At 44.0% G+C, this 20,951-nt stretch carries 21 protein-coding genes and 1 other RNA gene; 14 read left to right on the forward strand and 8 right to left on the reverse strand.

What is annotated here, in order from left to right:
• The first annotated feature begins 74 nt into the window (after positions 1 to 74).
• Positions 75 to 407 (forward strand): hypothetical protein, encoded by a 333-nt coding sequence (locus GY065_RS02145; protein WP_174832920.1) that lies wholly within the window; start codon positions 75 to 77, stop codon positions 405 to 407.
• 421 nt (positions 408 to 828) lie between these two features.
• Entirely contained in the window at positions 829 to 1,368 is a 540-nt protein-coding gene (locus GY065_RS02150; RefSeq protein ID WP_174832921.1) for a TIGR02594 family protein, read from the forward strand.
• A gap of 20 nt (positions 1,369 to 1,388) precedes the next feature.
• Here the strand turns inward: GY065_RS02150 and GY065_RS02155 are convergent, their stop codons facing one another.
• The 4 genes from GY065_RS02155 to GY065_RS02170 form a co-directional block, all read right to left on the reverse strand.
• Positions 1,389 to 1,700 carry a hypothetical protein gene (locus GY065_RS02155; RefSeq protein WP_174832922.1) on the reverse strand — a complete coding sequence of 104 codons (312 nt, stop codon included), beginning with the start codon at positions 1,698 to 1,700 and terminating at the stop codon, positions 1,389 to 1,391.
• A 39-nt stretch (positions 1,701 to 1,739) separates the two neighbouring features.
• A complete protein-coding gene (locus tag GY065_RS02160) occupies positions 1,740 to 2,060 on the reverse strand; it encodes a hypothetical protein (protein WP_174832923.1) in 321 nt (106 codons plus the stop codon).
• A gap of 68 nt (positions 2,061 to 2,128) precedes the next feature.
• A complete protein-coding gene (locus GY065_RS02165) occupies positions 2,129 to 2,917 on the reverse strand; it encodes a polymer-forming cytoskeletal protein (RefSeq protein ID WP_174832924.1) in 789 nt (262 codons plus the stop codon).
• Between the two features lie 139 nt (positions 2,918 to 3,056).
• Entirely contained in the window at positions 3,057 to 3,470 is a 414-nt protein-coding gene (locus GY065_RS02170) for a hypothetical protein (RefSeq protein ID WP_174832925.1), read from the reverse strand.
• Between the two features lie 617 nt (positions 3,471 to 4,087).
• Here GY065_RS02170 and GY065_RS02175 point away from each other — a divergent pair.
• From GY065_RS02175 to dnaE, 8 genes are all read left to right on the forward strand, one after another.
• Positions 4,088 to 6,109, forward strand: coding sequence for a prolyl oligopeptidase family serine peptidase (locus GY065_RS02175; RefSeq protein ID WP_371731929.1), 2,022 nt, complete (start codon positions 4,088 to 4,090; stop codon positions 6,107 to 6,109).
• Between the two features lie 246 nt (positions 6,110 to 6,355).
• Positions 6,356 to 6,595, forward strand: coding sequence for an acyl carrier protein (gene acpP, locus GY065_RS02180; RefSeq protein ID WP_025331393.1), 240 nt, complete (start codon positions 6,356 to 6,358; stop codon positions 6,593 to 6,595).
• A 101-nt stretch (positions 6,596 to 6,696) separates the two neighbouring features.
• Positions 6,697 to 7,944, forward strand: coding sequence for a beta-ketoacyl-ACP synthase II (gene fabF / locus GY065_RS02185; protein WP_037475361.1), 1,248 nt, complete (start codon positions 6,697 to 6,699; stop codon positions 7,942 to 7,944).
• A 345-nt stretch (positions 7,945 to 8,289) separates the two neighbouring features.
• On the forward strand, positions 8,290 to 9,267 hold the full coding sequence (locus tag GY065_RS02190; RefSeq protein ID WP_037475358.1) for an NAD(P)H-dependent glycerol-3-phosphate dehydrogenase: 978 nt from the start codon (positions 8,290 to 8,292) through the stop codon (positions 9,265 to 9,267).
• 92 nt (positions 9,268 to 9,359) lie between these two features.
• Complete coding sequence (locus tag GY065_RS02195) at positions 9,360 to 9,692, forward strand: hypothetical protein (protein ID WP_037475356.1); 333 nt, start codon at positions 9,360 to 9,362, stop codon at positions 9,690 to 9,692.
• Positions 9,685 to 9,987: a cell division protein ZapA gene (locus GY065_RS02200; RefSeq protein WP_100117099.1), complete on the forward strand. Its 303-nt coding sequence runs from the start codon at positions 9,685 to 9,687 to the stop codon at positions 9,985 to 9,987. The genes GY065_RS02195 and GY065_RS02200 overlap by 8 nt, the downstream gene beginning before the upstream one ends.
• Before the next feature lie 6 nt (positions 9,988 to 9,993).
• A non-coding RNA gene (ssrS, locus tag GY065_RS02205) (6S RNA) lies at positions 9,994 to 10,173 on the forward strand.
• 453 nt (positions 10,174 to 10,626) lie between these two features.
• On the forward strand, positions 10,627 to 14,073 hold the full coding sequence (dnaE, locus tag GY065_RS02210; protein WP_174832927.1) for a DNA polymerase III subunit alpha: 3,447 nt from the start codon (positions 10,627 to 10,629) through the stop codon (positions 14,071 to 14,073).
• A gap of 90 nt (positions 14,074 to 14,163) precedes the next feature.
• Here the strand turns inward: dnaE and GY065_RS02215 are convergent, their stop codons facing one another.
• The 4 genes from GY065_RS02215 to tsaD are packed head-to-tail and all read right to left on the reverse strand — an operon-like array spanning position 14,164 to position 18,106.
• On the reverse strand, positions 14,164 to 14,610 hold the full coding sequence (locus GY065_RS02215) for a DUF4124 domain-containing protein (protein WP_174832928.1): 447 nt from the start codon (positions 14,608 to 14,610) through the stop codon (positions 14,164 to 14,166).
• 20 nt (positions 14,611 to 14,630) lie between these two features.
• Complete coding sequence (locus GY065_RS02220; RefSeq protein WP_037475346.1) at positions 14,631 to 15,116, reverse strand: hypothetical protein; 486 nt, start codon at positions 15,114 to 15,116, stop codon at positions 14,631 to 14,633.
• Positions 15,117 to 15,140: 24 nt separating this feature from the next.
• Positions 15,141 to 17,045 carry an ABC-F family ATP-binding cassette domain-containing protein gene (locus tag GY065_RS02225; RefSeq protein WP_174832929.1) on the reverse strand — a complete coding sequence of 635 codons (1,905 nt, stop codon included), beginning with the start codon at positions 17,043 to 17,045 and terminating at the stop codon, positions 15,141 to 15,143.
• 38 nt (positions 17,046 to 17,083) lie between these two features.
• The gene (tsaD, locus tag GY065_RS02230) at positions 17,084 to 18,106 is read right to left on the reverse strand and encodes a tRNA (adenosine(37)-N6)-threonylcarbamoyltransferase complex transferase subunit TsaD (RefSeq protein WP_174832930.1); all 1,023 of its coding nucleotides are present in this window, start codon (positions 18,104 to 18,106) and stop codon (positions 17,084 to 17,086) included.
• A 201-nt stretch (positions 18,107 to 18,307) separates the two neighbouring features.
• Between tsaD and queC the strand changes: the two genes are divergently transcribed.
• The 4 genes from queC (at position 18,308) to lipA (ending at position 20,947) form a co-directional block, all read left to right on the forward strand.
• Complete coding sequence (gene queC, locus GY065_RS02235) at positions 18,308 to 18,970, forward strand: 7-cyano-7-deazaguanine synthase QueC (protein ID WP_174832931.1); 663 nt, start codon at positions 18,308 to 18,310, stop codon at positions 18,968 to 18,970.
• A 110-nt stretch (positions 18,971 to 19,080) separates the two neighbouring features.
• Positions 19,081 to 19,353 carry a YbeD family protein gene (locus GY065_RS02240; protein WP_174832932.1) on the forward strand — a complete coding sequence of 91 codons (273 nt, stop codon included), beginning with the start codon at positions 19,081 to 19,083 and terminating at the stop codon, positions 19,351 to 19,353.
• Positions 19,350 to 19,994, forward strand: a complete 645-nt coding sequence (gene lipB, locus GY065_RS02245) for a lipoyl(octanoyl) transferase LipB (protein ID WP_174832933.1) — start codon at positions 19,350 to 19,352, stop codon at positions 19,992 to 19,994. The genes GY065_RS02240 and lipB overlap by 4 nt, the downstream gene beginning before the upstream one ends.
• Positions 19,991 to 20,947: a lipoyl synthase gene (lipA, locus tag GY065_RS02250; RefSeq protein ID WP_025330040.1), complete on the forward strand. Its 957-nt coding sequence runs from the start codon at positions 19,991 to 19,993 to the stop codon at positions 20,945 to 20,947. Before lipB ends, lipA begins: the two co-directional genes overlap by 4 nt.
• The last annotated feature ends 4 nt before the right edge of the window (positions 20,948 to 20,951 follow it).

The raw sequence follows: 20,951 nt of genomic DNA on the forward strand, positions 1-20,951 counted from the left end.
ATTATATGTGCACTGGCCGGCAGAAATCTGATTAAAAACACACAACAGGCAGAAGATAAAAAAGGCGGTGAATGATGAATGAAGCATTTACACTGGCAACTTGTTTTGCCCTTGCCGGTGGCTTTCTTGGCTCGCTGGTAGTGTCTGATTACCGACGCTACGGGGTAATGCTTACTGTGACATTCATCATTATAGGGATGGTTTTTTCAGCCGCTATAACAGAGTATTTCTTCACGCAGAATCACCCGTGGCTGTTTGCCGGTGCCGGTGTGTTTGCCGGAATGGCCTCAAAATCTCTGTTAGACGCATTCAAAGCAACTGCGCCGAAGCTGGCTAAAAAACTGATTAATGCTGTGTGTAACAGAGCAGAAAAGATAATCGGTGATACAGATGATAAGCATAAATAGGGTGCCGGCTGCATGGCTTTTTAAGCTGTTTTTTCAAGCTAAATATTTGAATTATATAAATATTCAATGATGTCGGCTGGTAGCCTAACTTGATTCTGTTACGCAATCAATTGCTATAATGTATAGGTTTGGGTACCACCCTAAATTTATAATTATCAAATAGTTAGGTGTGAATATGAGTGATTTGGGTACCACCCTGTTTCAGTATCAAATGTTTATAGTGATTTGATTGTGTAACAGATTCAAGCCGGCTAAACACCGGCTTTTTTATGTCAAAAAATACCCTCACGACTGAGGGAAGTCTCTGAGGGTTAATCGTGGTAAGAAGTTTTAAAGCAATTCAATAATACAAGAATAAATTTAAATTATCTATACACAGCAGCCGTTATGGCTGCTTTTTTTATGCATGAAAGGTTTAGCAATGAATGAATTATCATGGATTAGTGAGGCACGCAGGCACATCGGTTTGCGTGAGATTAAAGGTGTTAAACATAATCCGACAATTATAAAATGGCTTGATGATATGGGGAAGTACAGCAAGGAAAGCACAGCATGGTGGCGTGATGATGAAACGCCATGGTGTGGCTTATTTGTCGGGCACTGTTTGGGTGAAACTGGGCGGTATGTGGTCAAAAACTGGTTCAGAGCCAGAGAATGGGATAATGCCCAATTAATGACTAAGATAGATAAGCCCGCATATGGCTGTATTGTTACCTTTACCCGGCAGGGTGGCGGTCATGTTGGTTTTGTTGTGGGAGTAGATGCAAAAAATAATCTGATGGTACTGGGCGGCAATCAGGGGGACGAGGTCAAGATTGCTGCTTTTTCACGCAGTAGGGTAACCGGTTATTACTGGCCTAGCATATGGTCAGGTAAAGCAGTTAAATCATCTCCTTTACCTGGTCGATATGCGCTCCCTGTTCTGACTTCTTCCGGAAAACTCAGTACTAATGAGGCGTAGTTATTAAAAAGTAAAGCCAGCTAGATGCTGGCTTCATTACACGGCTCAAATCTTTCAACCATTTTCATTACTTTTTGAACTTTGCGTGGATACTGAAAGGAATCGCAATCTTTTTCTTCATTTAAAGCCTTTTTCCAGTCTATTCTATAATATTCATTAGTAGCGATTTTTATAACAGAAGAAAATTCAATATGCCAATACGTCATCCACTTAAATTCTCTATAAACTTCTTCACAGCAATAAACCATGAACTTAATTTCTTTTTCTTCCAGTTTATCTTTATTTCTTAATTTATTTAAAATCTCTAATCTAATTTTATCAATAATTGTCATAATCAATATTTTCTTTCTATACATAAATTTGAAATAAAATTAATTGCTGTTATACGGCACAAATACTTCAAAAGTTTTCGTAGCTTTTTTAACTCTATAGGGCTGATTCTCATATCGACTATCAGTATATTCAAGGTTAGAAACCAAGTACTTCACTTTATAATATAAATCTTTGTCTAACTCTAAAACAGTAAAAACAAGATTATGATTGCAATGAGCTTGTTCAATTTCACTACAATGAACTTTTTTAAAAACATTAATCATGTATTCAATTTCAAACTCTGTTAAATGTTCATTATTAGCTAATTTATTTTTAATCGATTGCTTAGTTATTTCTGTTCCATCATCATAAATATTCATTACAAGTCCTTTTTATTGCGGGCTATAAAACTCAATTAAAAAGCCAGCTAATAGCTGGCTTTATTATGTTATTCAGAACGCTTATAAGTAATATTAAGATTTCCGTAAACCATACCACCATTGATACTTTTAATTTTAATTGTGTTAACATCTCCCCCAATCTCTCCCTCATTGATAATCTCATCAGCATCAACATTACCATTGATATAACCGTATTTGATATTTTGAATTTTGATAGTCTTAACGTTTCCTCGGATTATTCCATCATCGTTGATAATCTCATCAGCATCAACATTACCATTGATACAACCACTATCAAGATTAACAATTTTAGCTTTAGTATTTCCGCGAATCTCAACAGAATCACGCAAGCTTATGCTATTAGCTACAGTATCCCCGTTAATAACAGCATAATCACTCATGCTAATAGAATTAGCTTTAATATCTGAGTAAATTTGTGTATATCCACCAATATCAATCTCATCAGCATTTACACAGCCTTTATCCAAGCAGACAACCCCATATTTGCTGACTGTTAATTTCCCATCTATCTTAAGATTTCCTTTGATGCGAATAACCCCTTGTGTAGAAATATCCCCTTTAATATGTACATCATTAGGGTAGAAAAGATTACCTATTAAAGTATTAAGCTCTAAAGGTGGATAAATGGGAGGTAAGTGATCTACTAACCATCCTCCAAAATATCTATAATCTAACTCTTCGCATCGCTTCAATACCTCTAAAGCTTCTCCGCCATTAGGGAAATCCTTTTTAAAAGCTTGAAGCTCATCTTTACGAGCACCATTTTTTTCAAGCCATTTTTGAGTAACTATGAACTGTTTTTCTTTAGCTTCCATTTTTATTCTCCAATAAAAAAAGCCAGCGGTTAGCTGGCTTGGGTTAGTTAATCAGGTTTAGTTAATTAAATTGGCATTGTCTGCTTTAAGACTACATACATCATCAACCGTTGAGGAGATCTCAACAGTTGAGTTGGTTTCACTTAATATATATTTGTCCAAATTTAATAGGGGAAGTAACCACACTGTTAAATGATCTATCTAACATTTCATTGATTGTTTCCCCTGCAATAAATTTTGGTTTACTTAAAAATAGATTTCTAGATAGCTGTTTTAAAGCTGCGTAACTGGACACTTTAGATATCAAATTAATTAAAAAATTCACATTTTCTTTTGTAGCAGCTCCATAAAGTAATTCAAATAATTTTGTATCTGTTAGGAGTTTAGTGAATAACTTATTTTGATAAATTACTCCCGTACCAATAGTTATTATTTGCATCGAACCGAGATCAGGTTTAAAACCAATTTCAAACCATTTAGCATTAATTTTGGGTGTATTGGTTCTACTGGTTTTATCGGAAAGTTGAGTTAAAGTATCTAGAATTGTATTCATTGATATTACCTAAACTGTATTTAGTAAGTCTTTTTCAACTTCAACTGTAGTGAAGGTCACCACAGTTGAATCTTGGAATTGGTTAATCAGTTGTGGTGATCTCCACCACAACTGAATTTTGTGAATTTTTTAGCTTATCCGTCTAGCACTATCGATTCATGAGTGTATATACTATATATATAGTATATATATTAAGTGTCATTTAAATAGCTCTTATTGTGTGACAGTTTTGTGACACGAAATTAATTTAATATGTATTAATATGTTGTTTTATGTGTTTTCTGTAATTAATCGGAAAGCCAGTAAATACGGGGATTGTTGCGATATTTTGCGATATAATGCGCCTTGTGTAAAATAGCCGCGTTGCTCGTTGTCGGCACCATATGAAAAATTAACAATATGGCGGATCTATGCTATTAATAAATAGAAGCATAATGAAATTATATTGTTGATATTATTTGAATAATAGGGCAGCCTGTCTTGGCTGCCCTATTTATTTATATCTGTATCGTATCCGGCGCGTCTGGTTAGAAAAATGCTGTATAAGACATTGTTAAAGAAATGTATGTAACCGACTCAATAATGGATGATATCGAATATTGGAAATAATGAAAATGATGGATGCTGATCCTTTTGTGCATTTTGAAGATCTTGCCAGTGAACAGACTCAGACTTTTATTCAGCAGGCAGATGCTACTACTCAGGCTGAATTTGCTGCGGATGATGAATATACAGAAATGCATGATGATATTGTGAAATTGTTGCAGGATGAGCAGCAAATTCCTTTTTGTCAGGAACACCGTGCACGTATGTATCATTTTTATCAGTCAGCTGAATTTCCAAAGGGCGTGTACAGAGTGTGTTCTGCGGCCAGTTATCGTGCAGGCTTACCTGACTGGGAAATTTTGTTTTCAGTAGCTGATTTTGATTCTCTGCTGAATGATGATGTGTACCTGCAGGGCGTGGCTCATTATGTGCAGGCACCGGAGCATGTACTAATCAGTCTGAGTGCAGGCGGGTCTGATGCTGCTTATACAATTGAATTTAATCTGGCTGAGTGTAAAGTTGTCGAAGGCGGCTTTCATTTTCCGCTCAGTAAAAGCATTATTAGCTGGCGTGATACTGAAAGCGTATGGGTATGTCCGGCTTGGGATGAGCGGCAGTTGACGCAAGCAGGCTATCCGAGGCAGGTGTGGCTGATGCGCCGCGGACAATCTTTTGCAGAAGCACTGCCGATAATGGAAATGGCAGCAGAAGGCATGATGGTTAATGCCTGGCGTTATCTGGATAGCCAGGGTGCACCGATTGATTTGCTTGAAGCAGCAGAAGGGTTTTATCACAAACAGTATTATCAGGTACTGGCTGATTTTAGTGTTAAACCGCTGGGATTACCGGATGATTGTGAATTAATGGGTTATCTATACGGGCAATTGCTGGTGCAGTTACGCAGTGACTGGCAGCGGGCAAATAAATCCTATCCGGCAGGCAGTCTGGTGGCAGTGAAGTTGCATAAAGGTGAGCTTGGTGCGGCTGAGCTGATTTTTTTACCAACTGAAACTCAGGCTATTGAAAATATTGAAACGACACGACGGTTTGTGCTGATATCCATACTGGATAATGTGCATAGCCGTTTGCTGGCGTGGCATTTTGCAGATAGCCGCTGGCAGGAAGTTGCTTTGCCGAATTTGCCGGAGGGTGCACTGGAAATTACCGATCAGCCGTGGGGTGGTGATGTGGTATATCTGGCTATCAGCAGTTTTCTTGAGCCTCTGACTCTATATACGCTGGATATACATCTGAGTGAGTTGTGTGTTATGCGTCGCCAGCCACGGCAATTTAATCCGCAAGGAATGCAGGTGCAGCAGTTTAGTGCAGTTGCATCTGATGGTACATTTATTCCTTATTTTCATGTTGGCAGAAACATTAGTGAGGATACGCCAACGATTGTTTATGTATATGGTGGCTTTGCTATGCCGCAACTGCCGTATTATTTGGGCAGTATAGGGCGGTACTGGCTGGCCAGAGGCTATGCTTTCGTACTGGCAAATGTCCGTGGCGGAGGTGAATTCGGACCATTATGGCATCAGGCTGCCTGCGGAATTCACAAACATATCAGTGTTGATGATTTGCTGGCAGTGCTGCATGATTTATATACTCATCATCGTACCAGTGCTGCACATACGGCAATACAGGGCGGTAGTAATGGCGGGCTGATAGTGGCATCCGCTTTCTGCCGGCAGCCGCAGAGTATGGGGGCAATGGTGTGCGAAGTGCCGTTAACCGATATGTTGCGATATCCTTATCTTTCGGCTGGTTCTTCCTGGATTGATGAATATGGCAACCCAGATGATTCTGAGGAAAAACAGGCATTAGAGCTGCTTTCTCCTTATCATAATTTGGGTGATTTGCAACACTATCCGCCGGTATTGATTACCACTAACCGGCACGATGATCGTGTGCATCCGGCACATGCGCTGAAATTCTATGCGCGTCTGCGGCAGCTGAAACAGCAGGTATGGCTGGCAGCCCCCGATACTGGCGGGCATACCGGTGGCGGAACACAGGAAAATACCGCAGCAGAGCTGGCTCTGATTATGAATTTTTTATATAAAACTATTGTTAATAATGATTCAATATAAATCATATTGCTTGTCGCAAAAAATCAGGCTGTGCTAATATGGCTGCCGCTTGCTGTTAAATTTGCATTGGGTGATAAGTAAAAATGCAGTGAAAATCACTGAAAACCATGGAAAAGACGGCAAAAAACAATTTGAATGGAAAACTCTATTTTTATTAGGTACAATAATATCAACAACTAAAAAGTTGATTTATTCAATTAACCCTGTCCGCACTTACTGCCGGGCAAAGAAAAGAAAGATCAGTCAATGGATAACAATATCGAACAACGTGTGAAAAAGATTGTTGCAGAACAATTAGGCGTGAGTGAAGCTGAAGTAAAAAATGAATCTTCTTTCCAGGAAGATCTGGGTGCTGACTCACTGGACACCGTTGAATTGGTAATGGCCCTGGAAGAAGCTTTTGGTTGCGAAATTCCGGACGAAGAAGCTGAAAAAATTACTACCGTACAACAAGCTATCGACTTTGTTGGCGCTCACTTGAATTAATTCTGTGTAGTGTTGATTAAATTCAAATTCAAATTCCTCTGTCGAAATAGGGTGTATCCTTTCACCATATTCGGTAGAGGTTTTTTTCTTACGAGCAAAATATGAGTAAAAAAAGAGTAGTCATTACCGGCCTGGGTCAGGTATCTCCTGTGGGTAATGATGTAACCACAGCATGGCAAAATCTACTTGCAGGTAAAAGCGGCATTGGCACTATTACCCATTTTGATGCTTCGTCTTTAGTTTGCCAGATTGCCGGTGAAGTTAAGAATTTTGATGTGACTCAGTACATCAGTGCTAAAGAAGCGCGAAGAATGGATTCATTTATCCATTTTGGAGTAGCCGCAGCGATGCAGGCAATTGCAGATGCCGGACTGGATGATATAGCGGGGCTGGATAAAACCCGGGTAGGGGTAAATATAGGTGCCGGTATCGGAGGATTGCCATCGATTGAAGCAACAGCACAGACTGTAGCGGAACACGGGGCACGGAAAATTAATCCGTTTTTCATTCCCAGCTCCCTAATTAATCTGATTTCCGGTCATGTTACTATTCTTAAAGGCTATCAGGGACCGAGCTACGGCATGGTTTCAGCCTGTACTACCGGTGCACACAGTATTGGTGATTCTGCACGTCTGATTAAGTATGGTGATGCGGATATTATGATAGCCGGCGGTGCAGAAGCGGCTATTTGTGAGCTGGGTGTAGGTGGTTTTGCTGCAATGAAAGCATTATCAACCCGCAATGATGATCCGGCTACAGCATCCAGGCCATGGGACAAACAGCGTGACGGCTTCGTTATGGGTGAAGGTGCCGGGGTAATGGTGCTGGAGGAATATGAGCATGCACGTAAACGCGGCGCCAGAATCTATGCTGAACTGGTAGGTTTTGGTATGAGTTCGGATGCTTATCATATTACTGCCCCCAATACTGAAGGACCGGCACTGGGTGTGACACGTGCTTTGAAAGATGGCGGCTTAAACCCTGAAGATATTGATTATGTGAATGCACACGGTACGTCAACACCACTGGGTGATGTAAATGAAACCAATGCATTAAAACTGGCTTTGGGTGAACATGCTAAAAAATTAGTCGTGAACTCAACCAAATCCATGACCGGTCATCTGCTGGGTGGTGCTGGCGGTGTGGAAGCAGTGTATACGGTAATGGCTATCCATACTCAAAAATCTCCGCCTACAATCAATATTTTTGAACAGGATACTGAGGCAGGATGTGATTTGGATTATTGCGCTAATGAAGCACGTGATTTACCGATTCGTGCAGCTATTTCCAATTCGTTTGGCTTTGGTGGTACGAATGGTTCGCTGGCGTTTAAACGCTTTGAGGATTAATCATTTTTAAAATTATTCGAGTGAACACAGGTTGTCGGACAGCGGGCAGCCTGTGTTTTTTATGAGCCGGATATGCTGATAAGTTGAGCGTATTACTGCCGGAAATGCTCTTTTCAGGTAAGTATATTATGTAAACTGGTCATTTTTTGCTGGCTTAGTTCAATTCATTATGTATGCGGATACAGCTTGAATCTCAATTTTTGGATACAATTGTGCCATTAAAGCTGTTTTTATCTATATAGACTAATGATATATAAAGATGCTGTTATGTAAGTTGTCTAACTTCAGGCAGTAGTGAAAACAGGGCAGTTATCTGTCGAATGTTTGTTAAAGGGAATATCAGATATGAATATTGGTGTGCTGGGTGCCGGAGCATGGGGGACTGCTCTTGCTATTCATTTTTCCCTGCATGCACATAAGGTATGGTTATGGACGCATAATATACAGCATGTGCAGCAATTGCAGCAGGAACGGGTAAACAGGCGGTATTTGTCTGATTTTGTTCTGCCGGAAAACCTTTCTGCTGTTGATACATTGGCGCCGGCGGACTTAATTGTTATTGCTACACCGGTATCGGCTTTACGTGAAAGTGCTCAGAAGCTGGTTGCAGCCGGTATGGGTGAAATCCCTGTTATTGCTGCCTGTAAAGGATTTGAGCAGCAAACGGGTTTATTACCGCAGCAGGTACTGGCAGAAGTTATGCCAAAGAATAATTGTATCGGTGTGCTGTCCGGACCAAGTTTTGCACAGGAGCTGGCTCAGCAGTTACCTTGTGCAGTTACGCTGGCATCGGAAAATTTTGCCTGGATTCAGTCTCTGGCGACTACGCTGAATAATACTGTTCTGCGCTTATATGCAAATGCAGATGTGATCGGTGCGGCAGTAGGCGGGGCAGTCAAAAATGTCATGGCCATTGCTACAGGGATTGCTGATGGATTACATTACGGTATTAATGCCAGAGTGGCATTAATGACACGGGGTATGGCAGAAATTTCGCGTCTGAATCATGCTTTGGGTGGGCAGGCCGGAACGTTAATGGGTTTGTCCGGTATGGGTGATTTGATTCTCACTTGTACAGGATCTCTGTCGCGAAATCGAAGAGTAGGTTTATTGCTGGCAGAGGGAAAATCACTGCCTGATGCATTAACTGAACTTGGACATGTGGCTGAAGGTGTATATACTGTAGAAGAGGTTTGCAGGCAGGCAGATTCACTAGGAGTGGATATGCCGATTGCCAATATTCTGAGGCAGCTGTTTCACGGTCGCACGGAGGTACAGGCAATGGCAGAAATTTTGATGGAACGGGCACCCAAAGCAGAATAATAATTATTGGTATAACGAAAAACAAACGGATCAGCAGCGCTGGTAACTCAGACAATTATGCTGCATTAATTAAGGACGGAAGCGGGTAGGGAATGGAAAATCAATTAGAACAACTGGAAGATGGTGTTAAACGGCTGGTAATTCAATTTAATTCTCTTTTGGCAGAAAAACATCAGCTGACTCAGCAGCTGGCAACTGCAAAAGAAGAATTGCACAAACAAAGTGAAGATTTTCAAATAGAACGTGAACGGATACGTAGCCAGCATGAGCAGGAAAAATTTCATATACAGGAAAGCATGCAAACTACCATTGACGGGCTGATTGCTGAAAAAAACCGCTATATTTCGGTAGTGAAAGCATCCAGTGACGAATTGCGGCGGTTGCTGCAGCGGCTACCTGAATTGCAGGAGGATTTAAATGGATGAAATTCAACAGGTTCGTGTGGAAATTCTGGGGCGCCCGTTTAATATAGGTACGCCCAGAAGTGAACACGAAACGTTGATGCAGGCAGTAAAGATGCTGAATGAAAAAATTACTGCTATTCAGAGTTCCGGAAGAATTGTTGAAACAGATAAAATTGTAATTATGGCTGCGCTAAATCTGGCTCACGATCTGCTCAAACGGACCGTGCACGGAAATTTGGCAATTGGCGATTATGAGCGTAAAATGCAGGATATGATACAGTTGTGTGAAAGTACTCTCACACTTGTGGTAAAATAAAGTTTTCTTCCCCTGCGGTGTTCGTAAGGACATATATTCCTTTGAACCAATAATTCGCTTTTTTGGCGGTTGGGTAATGGTGGGCGTGAGCATTCCCTGTGAATGAACCCGAAGCCATTCGATACTGCCAACCTTGTCCTCAAGGTTCAAGCGGATGGCGTCCAAACCGGCACCTGCGGGGGAAACTTTCATAAACAGGCTGTCTGATGATTCAGGCAGCCTGTTTTCATTAGTCAAGTTGTCGGATGTATCGGTTAGCTGCGTAGCACTTGCTGAATTTCCAAGTTCCGGCGGCTCAGTTGAATGACAAAGGTTTTATGGGTAATTTGGTTGCCGGATATATTTCTTTCAACTGTAGAAGTATTAACGTTTTTGGGTCTGTATATTTATATTACTACCAACTTTACTACTGCTGAATAATCAACTATACAGTTTTTACCCCAGATTATTGCTGTTCACTTGAACAAATCAGGTAAAATTAACGCTGTAATAATGTGCTTGTGCACTGGCCGATCCACTGAATGCTGTTATTTTTAATTTTCAGTATATTGCTTAGAAAGCTGAAAGTTCAGCCGGCTGGTTTTCTCTCTTTTTATTTCGGATAAACCAGATAATAATTGTTCTGGTATGAAAAGTACTATGTCCAAAAATTTTTCCTATGTTCCATTGCGTCTGCATACTGAATTTTCTATTGAAGACGGTATTGTACGGATTAAAGAAGCAGTTAAAAGAGCCAGTGCTTTGGGAATACCTGCATTAGGTATCAGTGACCTGATGAATGTATTTGGCATGGTGAAATTTTACAAGGCATGCCGTAATGCCGGAATCAAGCCGATTATGGCAGTAGATGTGCGTCTGGAGAATCCGGAACAGCCGGACAAGCCTTTTCGCCTGATACTTGTGGTTAAAAATCATGCAGGTTATTTGCGTCTGAATGAGTTACTGACAAATGCTTATGTGGGTGAAGACCGCAATCCGCATCAGGCAATAGTACGTCAGCAGTGGCTGGCAGAAGGAGACAATACTGGCTTAATCTGTTTATCCGGAGCACAGTATGGTGAAATTGGTCAGGCTTTACTGTCACAGAAACCTGAGCAGGCTGCACAAGCTTTAACTAAATACCGGCAATGGTTTGGTAATGACTTTTATCTGGAACTTCAGCGTTTACCTGAGCGGCCGGAATGGGAAGCAGTGGTAGCCGGTAGTGTGGCATTGGCGGCTGAACATCAGATAGCCGTGGTGGCAACTCATCCGGTACAGTTTATGGATACTGATGATTTTCAGGCGCATGAAGCACGGGTTTGTATTGCCAGCGGATATGTACTGGCTGATAAACGTCGTCCGCATGATTTTGTGCCCAGTCAGTATTTTGTTACGCCTGAAGAGATGGCTGCACGTTTTGCCGATATACCTGAAGCTTTATCCAATACAGTGGCTATAGCTCAGCGCTGTAATCTGACGCTGACACTGGGGAAAAACTATTTGCCGCTTTTTCCGACACCGGAAGGGATGACGCTGGACGATCTGCTGGTTCAGCTGAGTAATGAAGGATTACGTGAGCGCATGGCATTTCTGTATCCGGATGAAGCTGAACGGGCACAGAAAATGCTGGAATATCAGCAGAGACTGGATTATGAGCTGGGAATTATTATTCAGATGCAGTTTCCCGGTTATTTTCTGATTGTACAGGACTTTATTAACTGGGCTAAGCAGAATGGCTGTCCGGTAGGTCCGGGACGTGGTTCCGGTGCCGGTTCGCTAGTGGCGTATTCATTGAAAATTACTGATTTGGATCCGTTGCGTTATAACCTGCTGTTCGAACGTTTTCTGAACCCGGAACGGGTATCAATGCCAGACTTCGATATCGATTTTTGTCAGGAAAACCGTGGTCGGGTTATCCAGTATGTACGCCATAAGTATGGTGTGCCTGCGGTCAGTCAGATTGTCACTTTCGGTACGATGTCGTCGAAATCTGTGGTACGCGATGTCGGGCGTGTGCTGGATTTACCGTTTGGTTTATGTGACCGTTTGTCCAAACTGATACCGGTTGAAGCAAATAAACCACTCAGCCTGACAAAAGCAATGGAAGCAGAACCGCAAATCCGGCAACTCTTGCAGGAAGAAGAAGCTGAAGAGCTAATGACGCTGGCACTGAAACTGGAAGATCTGACGCGCGGTCTGGGTATGCACGCAGGCGGGGTGCTGATGGCTCCGGGAAAAATTGCCGATTTTTGTCCGATTTATCAGGCAAGCGGTGATGATGCGTCTCCGGTTTCGATGTTTGATAAGGATGATGTTGAGCAGATTGGTTTGGTGAAATTCGACTTTCTCGGACTGCGCAACTTAACCATCATCGAAATGACGCAAAAATTTATTCTGGAAACCACTGGTCAGAAGGTTGATGTTAATCATATTCCGCTGGACGATGCAGAGACGTATGCCTGTATTTTTGCTAAAGGTAATACCACAGCAGTATTCCAGTTTGAGTCGGTGGGTATGAAGAAGATGCTGGTGACAGCACGTCCGACCAAATTTGAAGAAATTATTGCGTTTGTGGCTTTGTATCGTCCGGGGCCGATGGATCTGATTCCGGATTTTATCCGGCGTATGCATGGTGAGGAAAAAGTAGAGTATCTGCATCCCAACCTTGAACCGGTATTAAATTCTACTTACGGGGTAATGGTTTATCAGGAACAGGTAATGCAGGCAGCACAGGTTTGCGGCGGCTATACACTGGGTGGTGCCGATTTGCTGCGTCGTGCCATGGGTAAGAAAAAAGTTGAGGAAATGGTGAAGCATCGCGCCATTTTTGAGGCTGGTGCCGCTGAAAAAGGCATAGATAAGCAAACGGCCAATGAAATTTTCAATTATATGGAAAAGTTTGCCGGCTATGGTTTCAATAAATCGCATGCTGCGGCTTATGCTCTGGTGTCTTATCAGACTGCATGGCTCAAATGCCATTATCTGGCTGAGTATCTGGCCGGTACGATGTCCAGTGAATTGACTAACACGGATCAGCTGAAAATTTTTGTTGATGATGGTATTGAGAACGGGATTACTTTCCTGCCACCGAGTATTAATGAATCCTTTTACCGGTTTACCCCGAATAATAAAAAGCAGATTCGTTATGCACTTGGAGCGATTAAGGGAACCGGCGAAGGTGCTGTAGAGGCTATTGTACGTGCGCGCGAAACAGGTGGTGCATTTATAGACTTATTCGATTTTTGTCAGCGAGTAGATCGCCAGCATCTGAATCGTCGTACGATTGAGGCTTTGGTGCGTGCCGGTGCTTTTGATGAATTGAATCCGAATCGGGCTCAGTTGCTGGCCAATATCGGTCTGGCGATGGAGAATGCTGAGCAGGTGGCTGCCAATGCGAATCAGGGCGGGCTGTTCGATATGGTTGAAGATGCTATAGAGCCTTTACAAATGGAAAAGGTGGCACCATGGTCACTGGCGGTAAGGCTGGCCGAAGAGAAGCAGGCAATGGGTTTTTATTTTTCCGGCCATCCGTTTGAACCATATGCTGATAAAGTACGTGCACTGGTTAGCAGCAAACTGGCAACGCTGAAACCATCTAATAATAAGCAGAAAGTAGCCGGATTTGTTACCGGTGTCCGCTATATTATGGGAAAACGCGGCAAATTTGCTGTGGTGCAGCTTGAGGATGGTACCGCTAAACAGGAAGTTGTAGTAGCGGGGCAGGCACTGGAAGAATATGGAGCCAGCCTGAAAGCAGATCAGGTATTGATTATGGAATGTAAGGTTGCTGTTGATGAATACAATGGTGGTGACGGATTACGTATCACTGCTGATGATGCATTCACGCTGGCGCAAGCCAGCGCCCGCTATGCACGCAGTCTGCATTTACATATTACTGCGGATACTCCTGTCGGACAACTGGTCAGATTACTGGAGCCATATCGTGAACAGCAGGCCCATGTACCGCTGAAATTTTGCTGCCGGCATCAGCAGGCATATGGTGAATTGCGTGCAGATAAAAGCTGGCTCGTCAAACCTGAAGCAGCTCTATTCGATGATTTGTATACATTACTGGGTGATGAAGCGGTACAAGTGAGTTTTTGATTCTAATTTCATGCAGCAGTAAACACCTATCTATAAAGGTGTTTACTGCACTACACTAGTAATTGCCAGACAAATAAACTAATAATGATATTATTTCTGGGCAGAGTTATTTTTCATGGCATTATCCAGCTCCTGTTGCCGGGTTTTAACTGTGTCCTCCAGCCCTTTGATACGTTCCAGATAGCGGGCATAATTGCGCTCATTACCCATACGTACTTTTTTCCCGTCTTCCAGCGCTTTCTGAGCTTCGGCAAGATTCTGACGGGCAGTTGCAATAGCAGCCTGATTAGATTTGGTGTTGCTGGCAGCTGTGTCTGCTTTATTTGAAGCTGAATTAATGTTATCAGTTAAAGCAGGTTTATAAGAGGAGGAAGTAGAGAAGTTAACCCCAAGATTACTGGATGTACGGCAATTTTTACCATTGGGAACTTCACTATAGCTGTGATTACCACGGCTGTCGACACACTCATAAACCTTAGCCAGCGCAGAAGTGCTGATCAGTGTAATCAGTGCTGTAAACAGTAATGTTTTTTTCATGACTTATCCTTTATCCGGATTTACATACGACTAAGTTCCCTTTGTATAGCCTGAATGTTCTGCTGCCGGTCAAGTACCGCACTTTGCAGTTCTGTAATATTACCGCCTTTGCCGGTACGGCTGCGGTTCAGTGCCTGCTGTGCCTGTGCAAGAGCATTACGTTCATTGGTCAGCTCCTGCTGCAAAATGGCACGACGGGTATTGTCGCTGCCTTTAGGAATGATATTAACTGTAGGTTGCAGGCCGCTATAGGCTGTTGCTACCTTGGTTGGAGGCCGCGGGCGGCTGCGTATTGCGGCCGAAGCACTACTGTTTCGGTAGCTGGGGCGGCTGTCGCTGTAGCTACCGATAGCCGGTAAGTTGGCTACGGCACAATTTCCCTTTGGTTTTGAGGTATAGACAACTTCACCGTTTTCAAGACAGGTATACACTTTTGCAACGGCACTCTGTCCTATAAACAGGCCACTGGTAAATATTAGTATGGAAATAATTTTTTTGTATGTCATTATTGAGCCTTATACTGCAATAATTCAAGTAGTCTGGTTAATGTTTTCGACTTCTTGCTGCCATTCAAGCCATTTTTCTTCAGTCTGAGCTAATTTTACTTTGAGCTCGGCCAATTTGGTAAGGGTTTGTTGTAATTTTGTCTGATTTTCGTCAAGATATGCTTCTTCACTGGCAAGAAATGTTTCATGTTGTTTGCGTTGCTGTTGCCAGTTTCCCATATCCTGTTCAGCTTTTTCGATATTTTTCAATAACGGTTTAATTAGACGGGCACGCTGCTGACGTTGTTGTGCTTCAATGCGTTTCTGCTCTTTGCGATTGTGATTATCACGCGAATCCTGCGGCTGTTCACCGTTATGCTGATCCTGAGTTAAACGCCACTGGCGGTAATTGCTCAGGTCACCATCAAAGTGTTTCAGTTCGCCATCACTGAGATAAATTAAGGCATCAGTAGTGGATTCAAGCAGACTGCGGTCGTGAGAGACTACGATCAGTGCGCCTTTAAACGTCTGTAATGCTACAGTTAATGCATGGCGCATGTCCAGATCAAGATGGTTTGTCGGTTCATCCAGTAGCAGCAGGTTTGGTTTTTGCCAGACTATCATTGCCAGTGCCAGACGGGCTTTTTCACCGCCGGAAAAGGGGGCGATTGGTTGTAAAGCCATATCTCCGATGAAGGCAAAGCTACCGAGGAAGTTGCGGATTTCCTGTTCGCGTACGGCAGGTGATAACTGCTGGATATGCCAGACCGGACTTTGGTCTGCACGCAGTGTTTCGAGCTGATGCTGGGCGAAATAACCGATTTTGAGTTTTTCCGCACGGATAATCTGACCGCTTAGTGGTTTCAGGCTGCCGGAAATGGCTTTGATAAGAGTGGATTTACCGCTGCCGTTTACCCCGAGCAGACCGTAACGTGCTCCGGATTCAACTGAGAGGTCGATATCGTGCAGAACGGTTTTGTCACCATAGCCGAGGTTAATGTGTTCCAGTTTCAGCAACGGATTGGGCAGATGGTCAGGCTGCGCAAACTGAAACGAAAACTCACTGTCCAGATGTGCCGGGGCAATGCGTTCAAGCCGTGCCAATGCTTTGATTCGGCTTTGTGCCTGTACTGCTTTGGTGGCTTTGGCTTTAAAGCGGTCGATAAAGGATTGCAAGTGCTGAATATGAGCCTGCTGTTTAAGATAGGCAGCCTGCTGCTGAGTCAGCCGCTGTGCACGTTCCTGCTGATAAAAATCATAGTTGCCGCCGTAGAGGATAAGCTGCTGTTGTGTCAGTTCAACTGTCTGAGTGGTGGTGGCATTCAGAAAATCACGGTCATGCGAAATGATTATCTGGGTAGTATCCAGACCGGCTAGATGCTGTTCCAGCCACAATACTGTTTCCAGATCCAGATGGTTGGTAGGTTCATCCAGCAGGAGTAAATCCGTACGGCACATCAGTGCCTGAGCCAGATTCAGGCGCATACGCCAGCCTCCGCTGAATGATTTTACCGGTTGCTGTTGTTCTTGTTGTGAGAAACCAAGACCGTTGAGCAGTTTGGCTGCACGTGCCGGTGCACTGTACGCGCCGATTTCATCCAGTCTTGCATGATATTCTGCCTGTTTGAAGCCATCATCGTCATCTTCGGCCTGTTGCAGTAGCTGTTGCAGTTGCTGCAATTCGCTGTCGCCCTGCAAAACATAGTCCAGTGCGGGTATATCCAGTGCGGGTGTTTCCTGTTTGACAGTGGCCAGTTGCCAGTGTTTGGGTAAACGGATATCACCGCTGTCATGGCTGATTTTACCTTCAATCAGAGCGAACAGGCTGGATTTGCCGGTGCCGTTTTTACCAATCAGGCCGATACGCTGACCCGGATAAATGGTCAGGCTGGCATTATTTAAAAGTTGTTTATTACCACGTTGTAAACTAAGGTTTTTAATTTCAATCATATTAATCTGTGCGGTTAACTGTGCGAGGGTGCACGGTATTACTGAACAATCTGGCTGAGTGGCCAGCGCGGCTTTACATTAAAACTGGCAGCAGGCTGTGCGTTGCTCAGGTGCATGGCACCGGCAAAAGCAATCATGGCGCCATTATCTGTGCAGTAGGCCATTAGCGGAAAGAATGTTTGTATTCCCGGCAGGTTGCTGAGGCTCTGGCGTAACTGCCAGTTTGCGCCGACACCGCCGGCAACAACCAGCTGCTGATAACCGGTTTGTTTTAATGCCTGTCTGGCTTTGCTGGTGAGTACATCTACTACGGCGTTCTGAAATTCGCGGCAAATATCATTGCGAATTTGCTCAGGAAGCTGTTCTTTACAGCCTGTTTCTGTGCGGATTTTGTTTACTGCGGTCAATACTGCGGTTTTTAAACCGGAAAAACTCATGTTTAAGTCGTGTGAATGCAGCATGGGGCGGGGAAAATGCAGGCTGCCCGGTTGTCCCAGTCTGGCCAGTTCTGACAGTTTGGCACCGCCAGGATAAGGCAGGCCAAGCAGTTTGGCGGTTTTATCGAAAGCTTCTCCGGCAGCGTCATCGATGCTTTCACCCAGAAGGGTATAGTCGCCAATCCCTTTTACGGCCATAAACTGGGTATGGCCGCCGGAAACCAGTAAGGCGACGAAGGGAAAGTCAGGTTTGTCTTCGCTCAGTAATGGCGAGAGCATGTGTCCTTCAAGGTGATGTACCGGAATAACCGGTTTGTTCAGGGCAAATGCCAGAGCATTGGCAAAGCTTGCACCGGCCAAAAGTGCACCGCCTAGACCCGGTCCCTGAGTATAGGCAATAGCGTCGATATCACTGTATGTTTTATCTGCCTCTTGCAGACAGGCCTGAGTAAGCGGTGTCAGCCGGCGGATGTGATCGCGGCTGGCCAGTTCGGGTACAACACCGCCATATTCTGCATGCATGGCAATTTGTGTATGCAGTTGATGAGCCAGCAGACCGAGCGTGCTGTCGTACAGGGCGACGCCGGTTTCATCACAAGAAGATTCTATTCCCAGTACCAACATGTTTGTGTATTTGAAATATCAGCAATAAAGCTGGTTATTTTACCTGTTTTACACGCTTTCGTGACCAAACTGTCAGTATAAGAGGGCAAATGTTTTATAATTTGTAATAAATGACTGCGTGGTTCGCAAACCTCCCACGTCAGGCAGCCGGAAAGAGACCTTTCCGGCTGGTTCTGAAATCAAAACTAAGGAATCTGGATAATGAAACAATATTCTAAGGCTCTGGTAATTTTTTCCGGCGGTCAGGACTCAACTACCTGTCTGTTGCAGGCTATTGCTGCTTACGGGCGTGAGAATGTGCAGACGATTACGTTTCAGTATGGTCAGCGTCATGCGATTGAGCTGGAAAAAGCACGCTGGATTGCACAGGATCAGGGTGTGGCACAGACAGTGATGGATTTGTCGCTGTTGCAAAGCATTACCCATAATGCGCTGATGGATAAACAGCAGACGATTGAAGCACCGGCAGAAGGGTTGCCCAATACTTTTGTCGACGGACGGAATGCGCTGTTTTTGCTGTATGCGGCTATTTTCGCTAAGGGTCAGGGTATTCATGATGTTATTGCCGGTGTCTGTGAAACAGATTTTTCCGGCTATCCTGATTGCCGTAATGTATTTGTCCAGTCTATGAATGTAACGCTGAATCTGGCTATGGATTATGAATTCAGGCTGATAACGCCGCTGATGTATCTGGATAAGGCGCAAACATGGGCATTGGCGGATGAGCTGGGTTATCTGGACTATGTACGGAAATACACACATACCTGTTATGATGGTATAGAGGGCGGTTGTGGTAAATGCCCGAGCTGTGTATTGCGCGAACGGGGATTACAGGCCTATCTGGCACAAAAAACAGGTGTTTAGTCTGGCTGTATGGCTGTCCTTAGCTTTGGATTAAAAAATTTTACGTGAATAAGCCTGTTTTGCATTGGATTTACATGGTACAAACGTGAGCAGACAGGAAAGGTACAGAAATGAGTGATAATCTGAAAACCAGTATTATTGAATTTCCGCTGGATTTCCCGATTAAGGTAATGGGTGCACAGCATCCGGAATTTGAGGCTAAAGTGCTGGAGGTGGTGCGGCAGCATGCACCGGATACAGCAGCAGAAAATATTAATACCCGTCCGAGCAGTAAGGGTAATTATATTAGTGCAACGGTGGTGGTTCGTGCTGAAAATCAGGAACAGCTGGATAATATTTATCGTGCTTTAAGCAGCCATCCGATGGTGAAAGTTGTACTATGAAAGTGGTGCAGCTGGGTTTACGCTCCTATCAGCCGGTTTTTGCGGCTATGCAGGAATTTACTGCACTGCGTACGGCTGATACTGAAGATGAATTATGGGTAGTTGAACATCCGCCGGTGTTTACTCAAGGTATGGCTGGTAAGCCCGAACATATTCTGGTGCATGATGATATCGAGGTAGTGCAGATTGACCGGGGCGGACAGGTTACTTATCACGGTCCGGGGCAGCTGGTGGTATATACGCTGATTGATTTCAAGCGCCGGCATATTACTGTGCGCGAGCTGGTCAGCCGGCTGGAAAACAGTATTATTGCTACGCTGGCTGATTACGGAATCACAGCGGTGAATGATCCGAAACGTCCCGGTGTTTATGTGAACGGACAGAAAATTGCTTCGCTTGGTCTGCGTATTAAACAAGGCGCGGTGTATCACGGGCTGGCACTGAATGTGAATATGGATCTGACTCCGTTTACACATATTAATCCGTGCGGTTATGCCGGTTTGCATATGACCCAGATAGCGGATTTTGTTAAGCCCTGTCCTGAGCTGGCCGATGTGGCTGAGCGTTTGACCGGCTACCTGACTTTAGAATTGAATGCACCACCGCCTGAGCGGAAATCTACACAGAAAGTTGTACTATGAATCAAGATAACAGCCAAGGGGTAAAACATAAAGGTGCGGAAAAAACTGCGCGCATTCCGATTAAGGTTGTGCCGCTGGAAGAAAAACTGAAAAAGCCGGAATGGATACGGGCACGGCTGCCAAGCAGCCAGAAGTTTTTTGAAATTAAAAGCATTGTGCGTGAGCAGAAGCTGCATACTGTATGCGAAGAAGCCAGCTGTCCGAATATTGGTGAATGTTTCAGCAAAGGTACGGCAACATTTATGATTATGGGTGATATCTGCACCCGCCGCTGTCCGTTCTGTGATGTGGGGCATGGCCGTCCTAATCCGCTTGATCCGCAGGAACCAAAGCATCTGGCTGCTTCAGTGAAAGCAATGAATTTACGTTATGTGGTGATTACTTCGGTTGACCGTGATGACTTACGCGATGGCGGAGCACAGCATTTTGCCGACTGCATTACTGCCATCCGCGAGTCCAGCCCGCATACACAGATTGAGGTGCTGGTGCCCGATTTTCGCGGCCGTCTGGATACTGCGCTGGATATTCTGGCACAGACACCGCCGGATGTACTGAATCACAATCTGGAAACCGCACCGCGCCTGTATAAGCAGGCTCGCCCCGGAGCCGATTATCAGCATTCACTGAAACTGCTGAAACAGTACAAGGCATTAAGGCCGGAAGTGGCGACCAAATCCGGTCTGATGGTAGGGCTGGGAGAGAGTGATGAGGAAATTCTGGAAGTTATGCAGGATTTACGTGCTCATGATGTGGAAATGATTACCATCGGCCAGTATTTACAGCCAAGTAACAGCCATTTGCCGGTATTGCGTTATGTTACGCCGCAGCAGTTTAAGGAATTTGAAAAGCGTGCTTACGAGATGGGCTTTAAGCATGGTGCCATTGGTGCCATGGTACGCTCCAGTTATCATGCTGATGTTCAGGCTGAACATGCGGGTGTCGTTAATGAGTAATATT

Origin of the sequence: Snodgrassella sp. ESL0323 (genome assembly GCF_013346865.1) — a bacterium.
Lineage (GTDB): Bacteria > Pseudomonadota > Gammaproteobacteria > Burkholderiales > Neisseriaceae > Snodgrassella > Snodgrassella alvi.

Coding starts and splice junctions, on each gene's coding strand:
- GY065_RS02160 (WP_174832923.1), bottom strand. CDS start 2,060: ATGAATATTTATGATGATGGAACAGAAATAACTAAGCAATCGATTAAA.
- GY065_RS02165 (WP_174832924.1), bottom strand. CDS start 2,917: ATGGAAGCTAAAGAAAAACAGTTCATAGTTACTCAAAAATGGCTTGAA.
- GY065_RS02240 (WP_174832932.1), top strand. CDS start 19,081: ATGAGTGATAATCTGAAAACCAGTATTATTGAATTTCCGCTGGATTTC.
- GY065_RS02200 (WP_100117099.1), top strand. CDS start 9,685: ATGGATGAAATTCAACAGGTTCGTGTGGAAATTCTGGGGCGCCCGTTT.
- fabF (WP_037475361.1), top strand. CDS start 6,697: ATGAGTAAAAAAAGAGTAGTCATTACCGGCCTGGGTCAGGTATCTCCT.
- tsaD (WP_174832930.1), bottom strand. CDS start 18,106: ATGTTGGTACTGGGAATAGAATCTTCTTGTGATGAAACCGGCGTCGCC.
- GY065_RS02220 (WP_037475346.1), bottom strand. CDS start 15,116: ATGACATACAAAAAAATTATTTCCATACTAATATTTACCAGTGGCCTG.
- GY065_RS02175 (WP_371731929.1), top strand. CDS start 4,088: ATGGATGCTGATCCTTTTGTGCATTTTGAAGATCTTGCCAGTGAACAG.
- GY065_RS02155 (WP_174832922.1), bottom strand. CDS start 1,700: ATGACAATTATTGATAAAATTAGATTAGAGATTTTAAATAAATTAAGA.
- queC (WP_174832931.1), top strand. CDS start 18,308: ATGAAACAATATTCTAAGGCTCTGGTAATTTTTTCCGGCGGTCAGGAC.
- GY065_RS02170 (WP_174832925.1), bottom strand. CDS start 3,470: ATGAATACAATTCTAGATACTTTAACTCAACTTTCCGATAAAACCAGT.
- GY065_RS02215 (WP_174832928.1), bottom strand. CDS start 14,610: ATGAAAAAAACATTACTGTTTACAGCACTGATTACACTGATCAGCACT.
- GY065_RS02225 (WP_174832929.1), bottom strand. CDS start 17,045: ATGATTGAAATTAAAAACCTTAGTTTACAACGTGGTAATAAACAACTT.
- GY065_RS02190 (WP_037475358.1), top strand. CDS start 8,290: ATGAATATTGGTGTGCTGGGTGCCGGAGCATGGGGGACTGCTCTTGCT.
- dnaE (WP_174832927.1), top strand. CDS start 10,627: ATGTCCAAAAATTTTTCCTATGTTCCATTGCGTCTGCATACTGAATTT.
- lipB (WP_174832933.1), top strand. CDS start 19,350: ATGAAAGTGGTGCAGCTGGGTTTACGCTCCTATCAGCCGGTTTTTGCG.
- acpP (WP_025331393.1), top strand. CDS start 6,356: ATGGATAACAATATCGAACAACGTGTGAAAAAGATTGTTGCAGAACAA.
- GY065_RS02195 (WP_037475356.1), top strand. CDS start 9,360: ATGGAAAATCAATTAGAACAACTGGAAGATGGTGTTAAACGGCTGGTA.
- GY065_RS02150 (WP_174832921.1), top strand. CDS start 829: ATGAATGAATTATCATGGATTAGTGAGGCACGCAGGCACATCGGTTTG.
- GY065_RS02145 (WP_174832920.1), top strand. CDS start 75: ATGAATGAAGCATTTACACTGGCAACTTGTTTTGCCCTTGCCGGTGGC.
- lipA (WP_025330040.1), top strand. CDS start 19,991: ATGAATCAAGATAACAGCCAAGGGGTAAAACATAAAGGTGCGGAAAAA.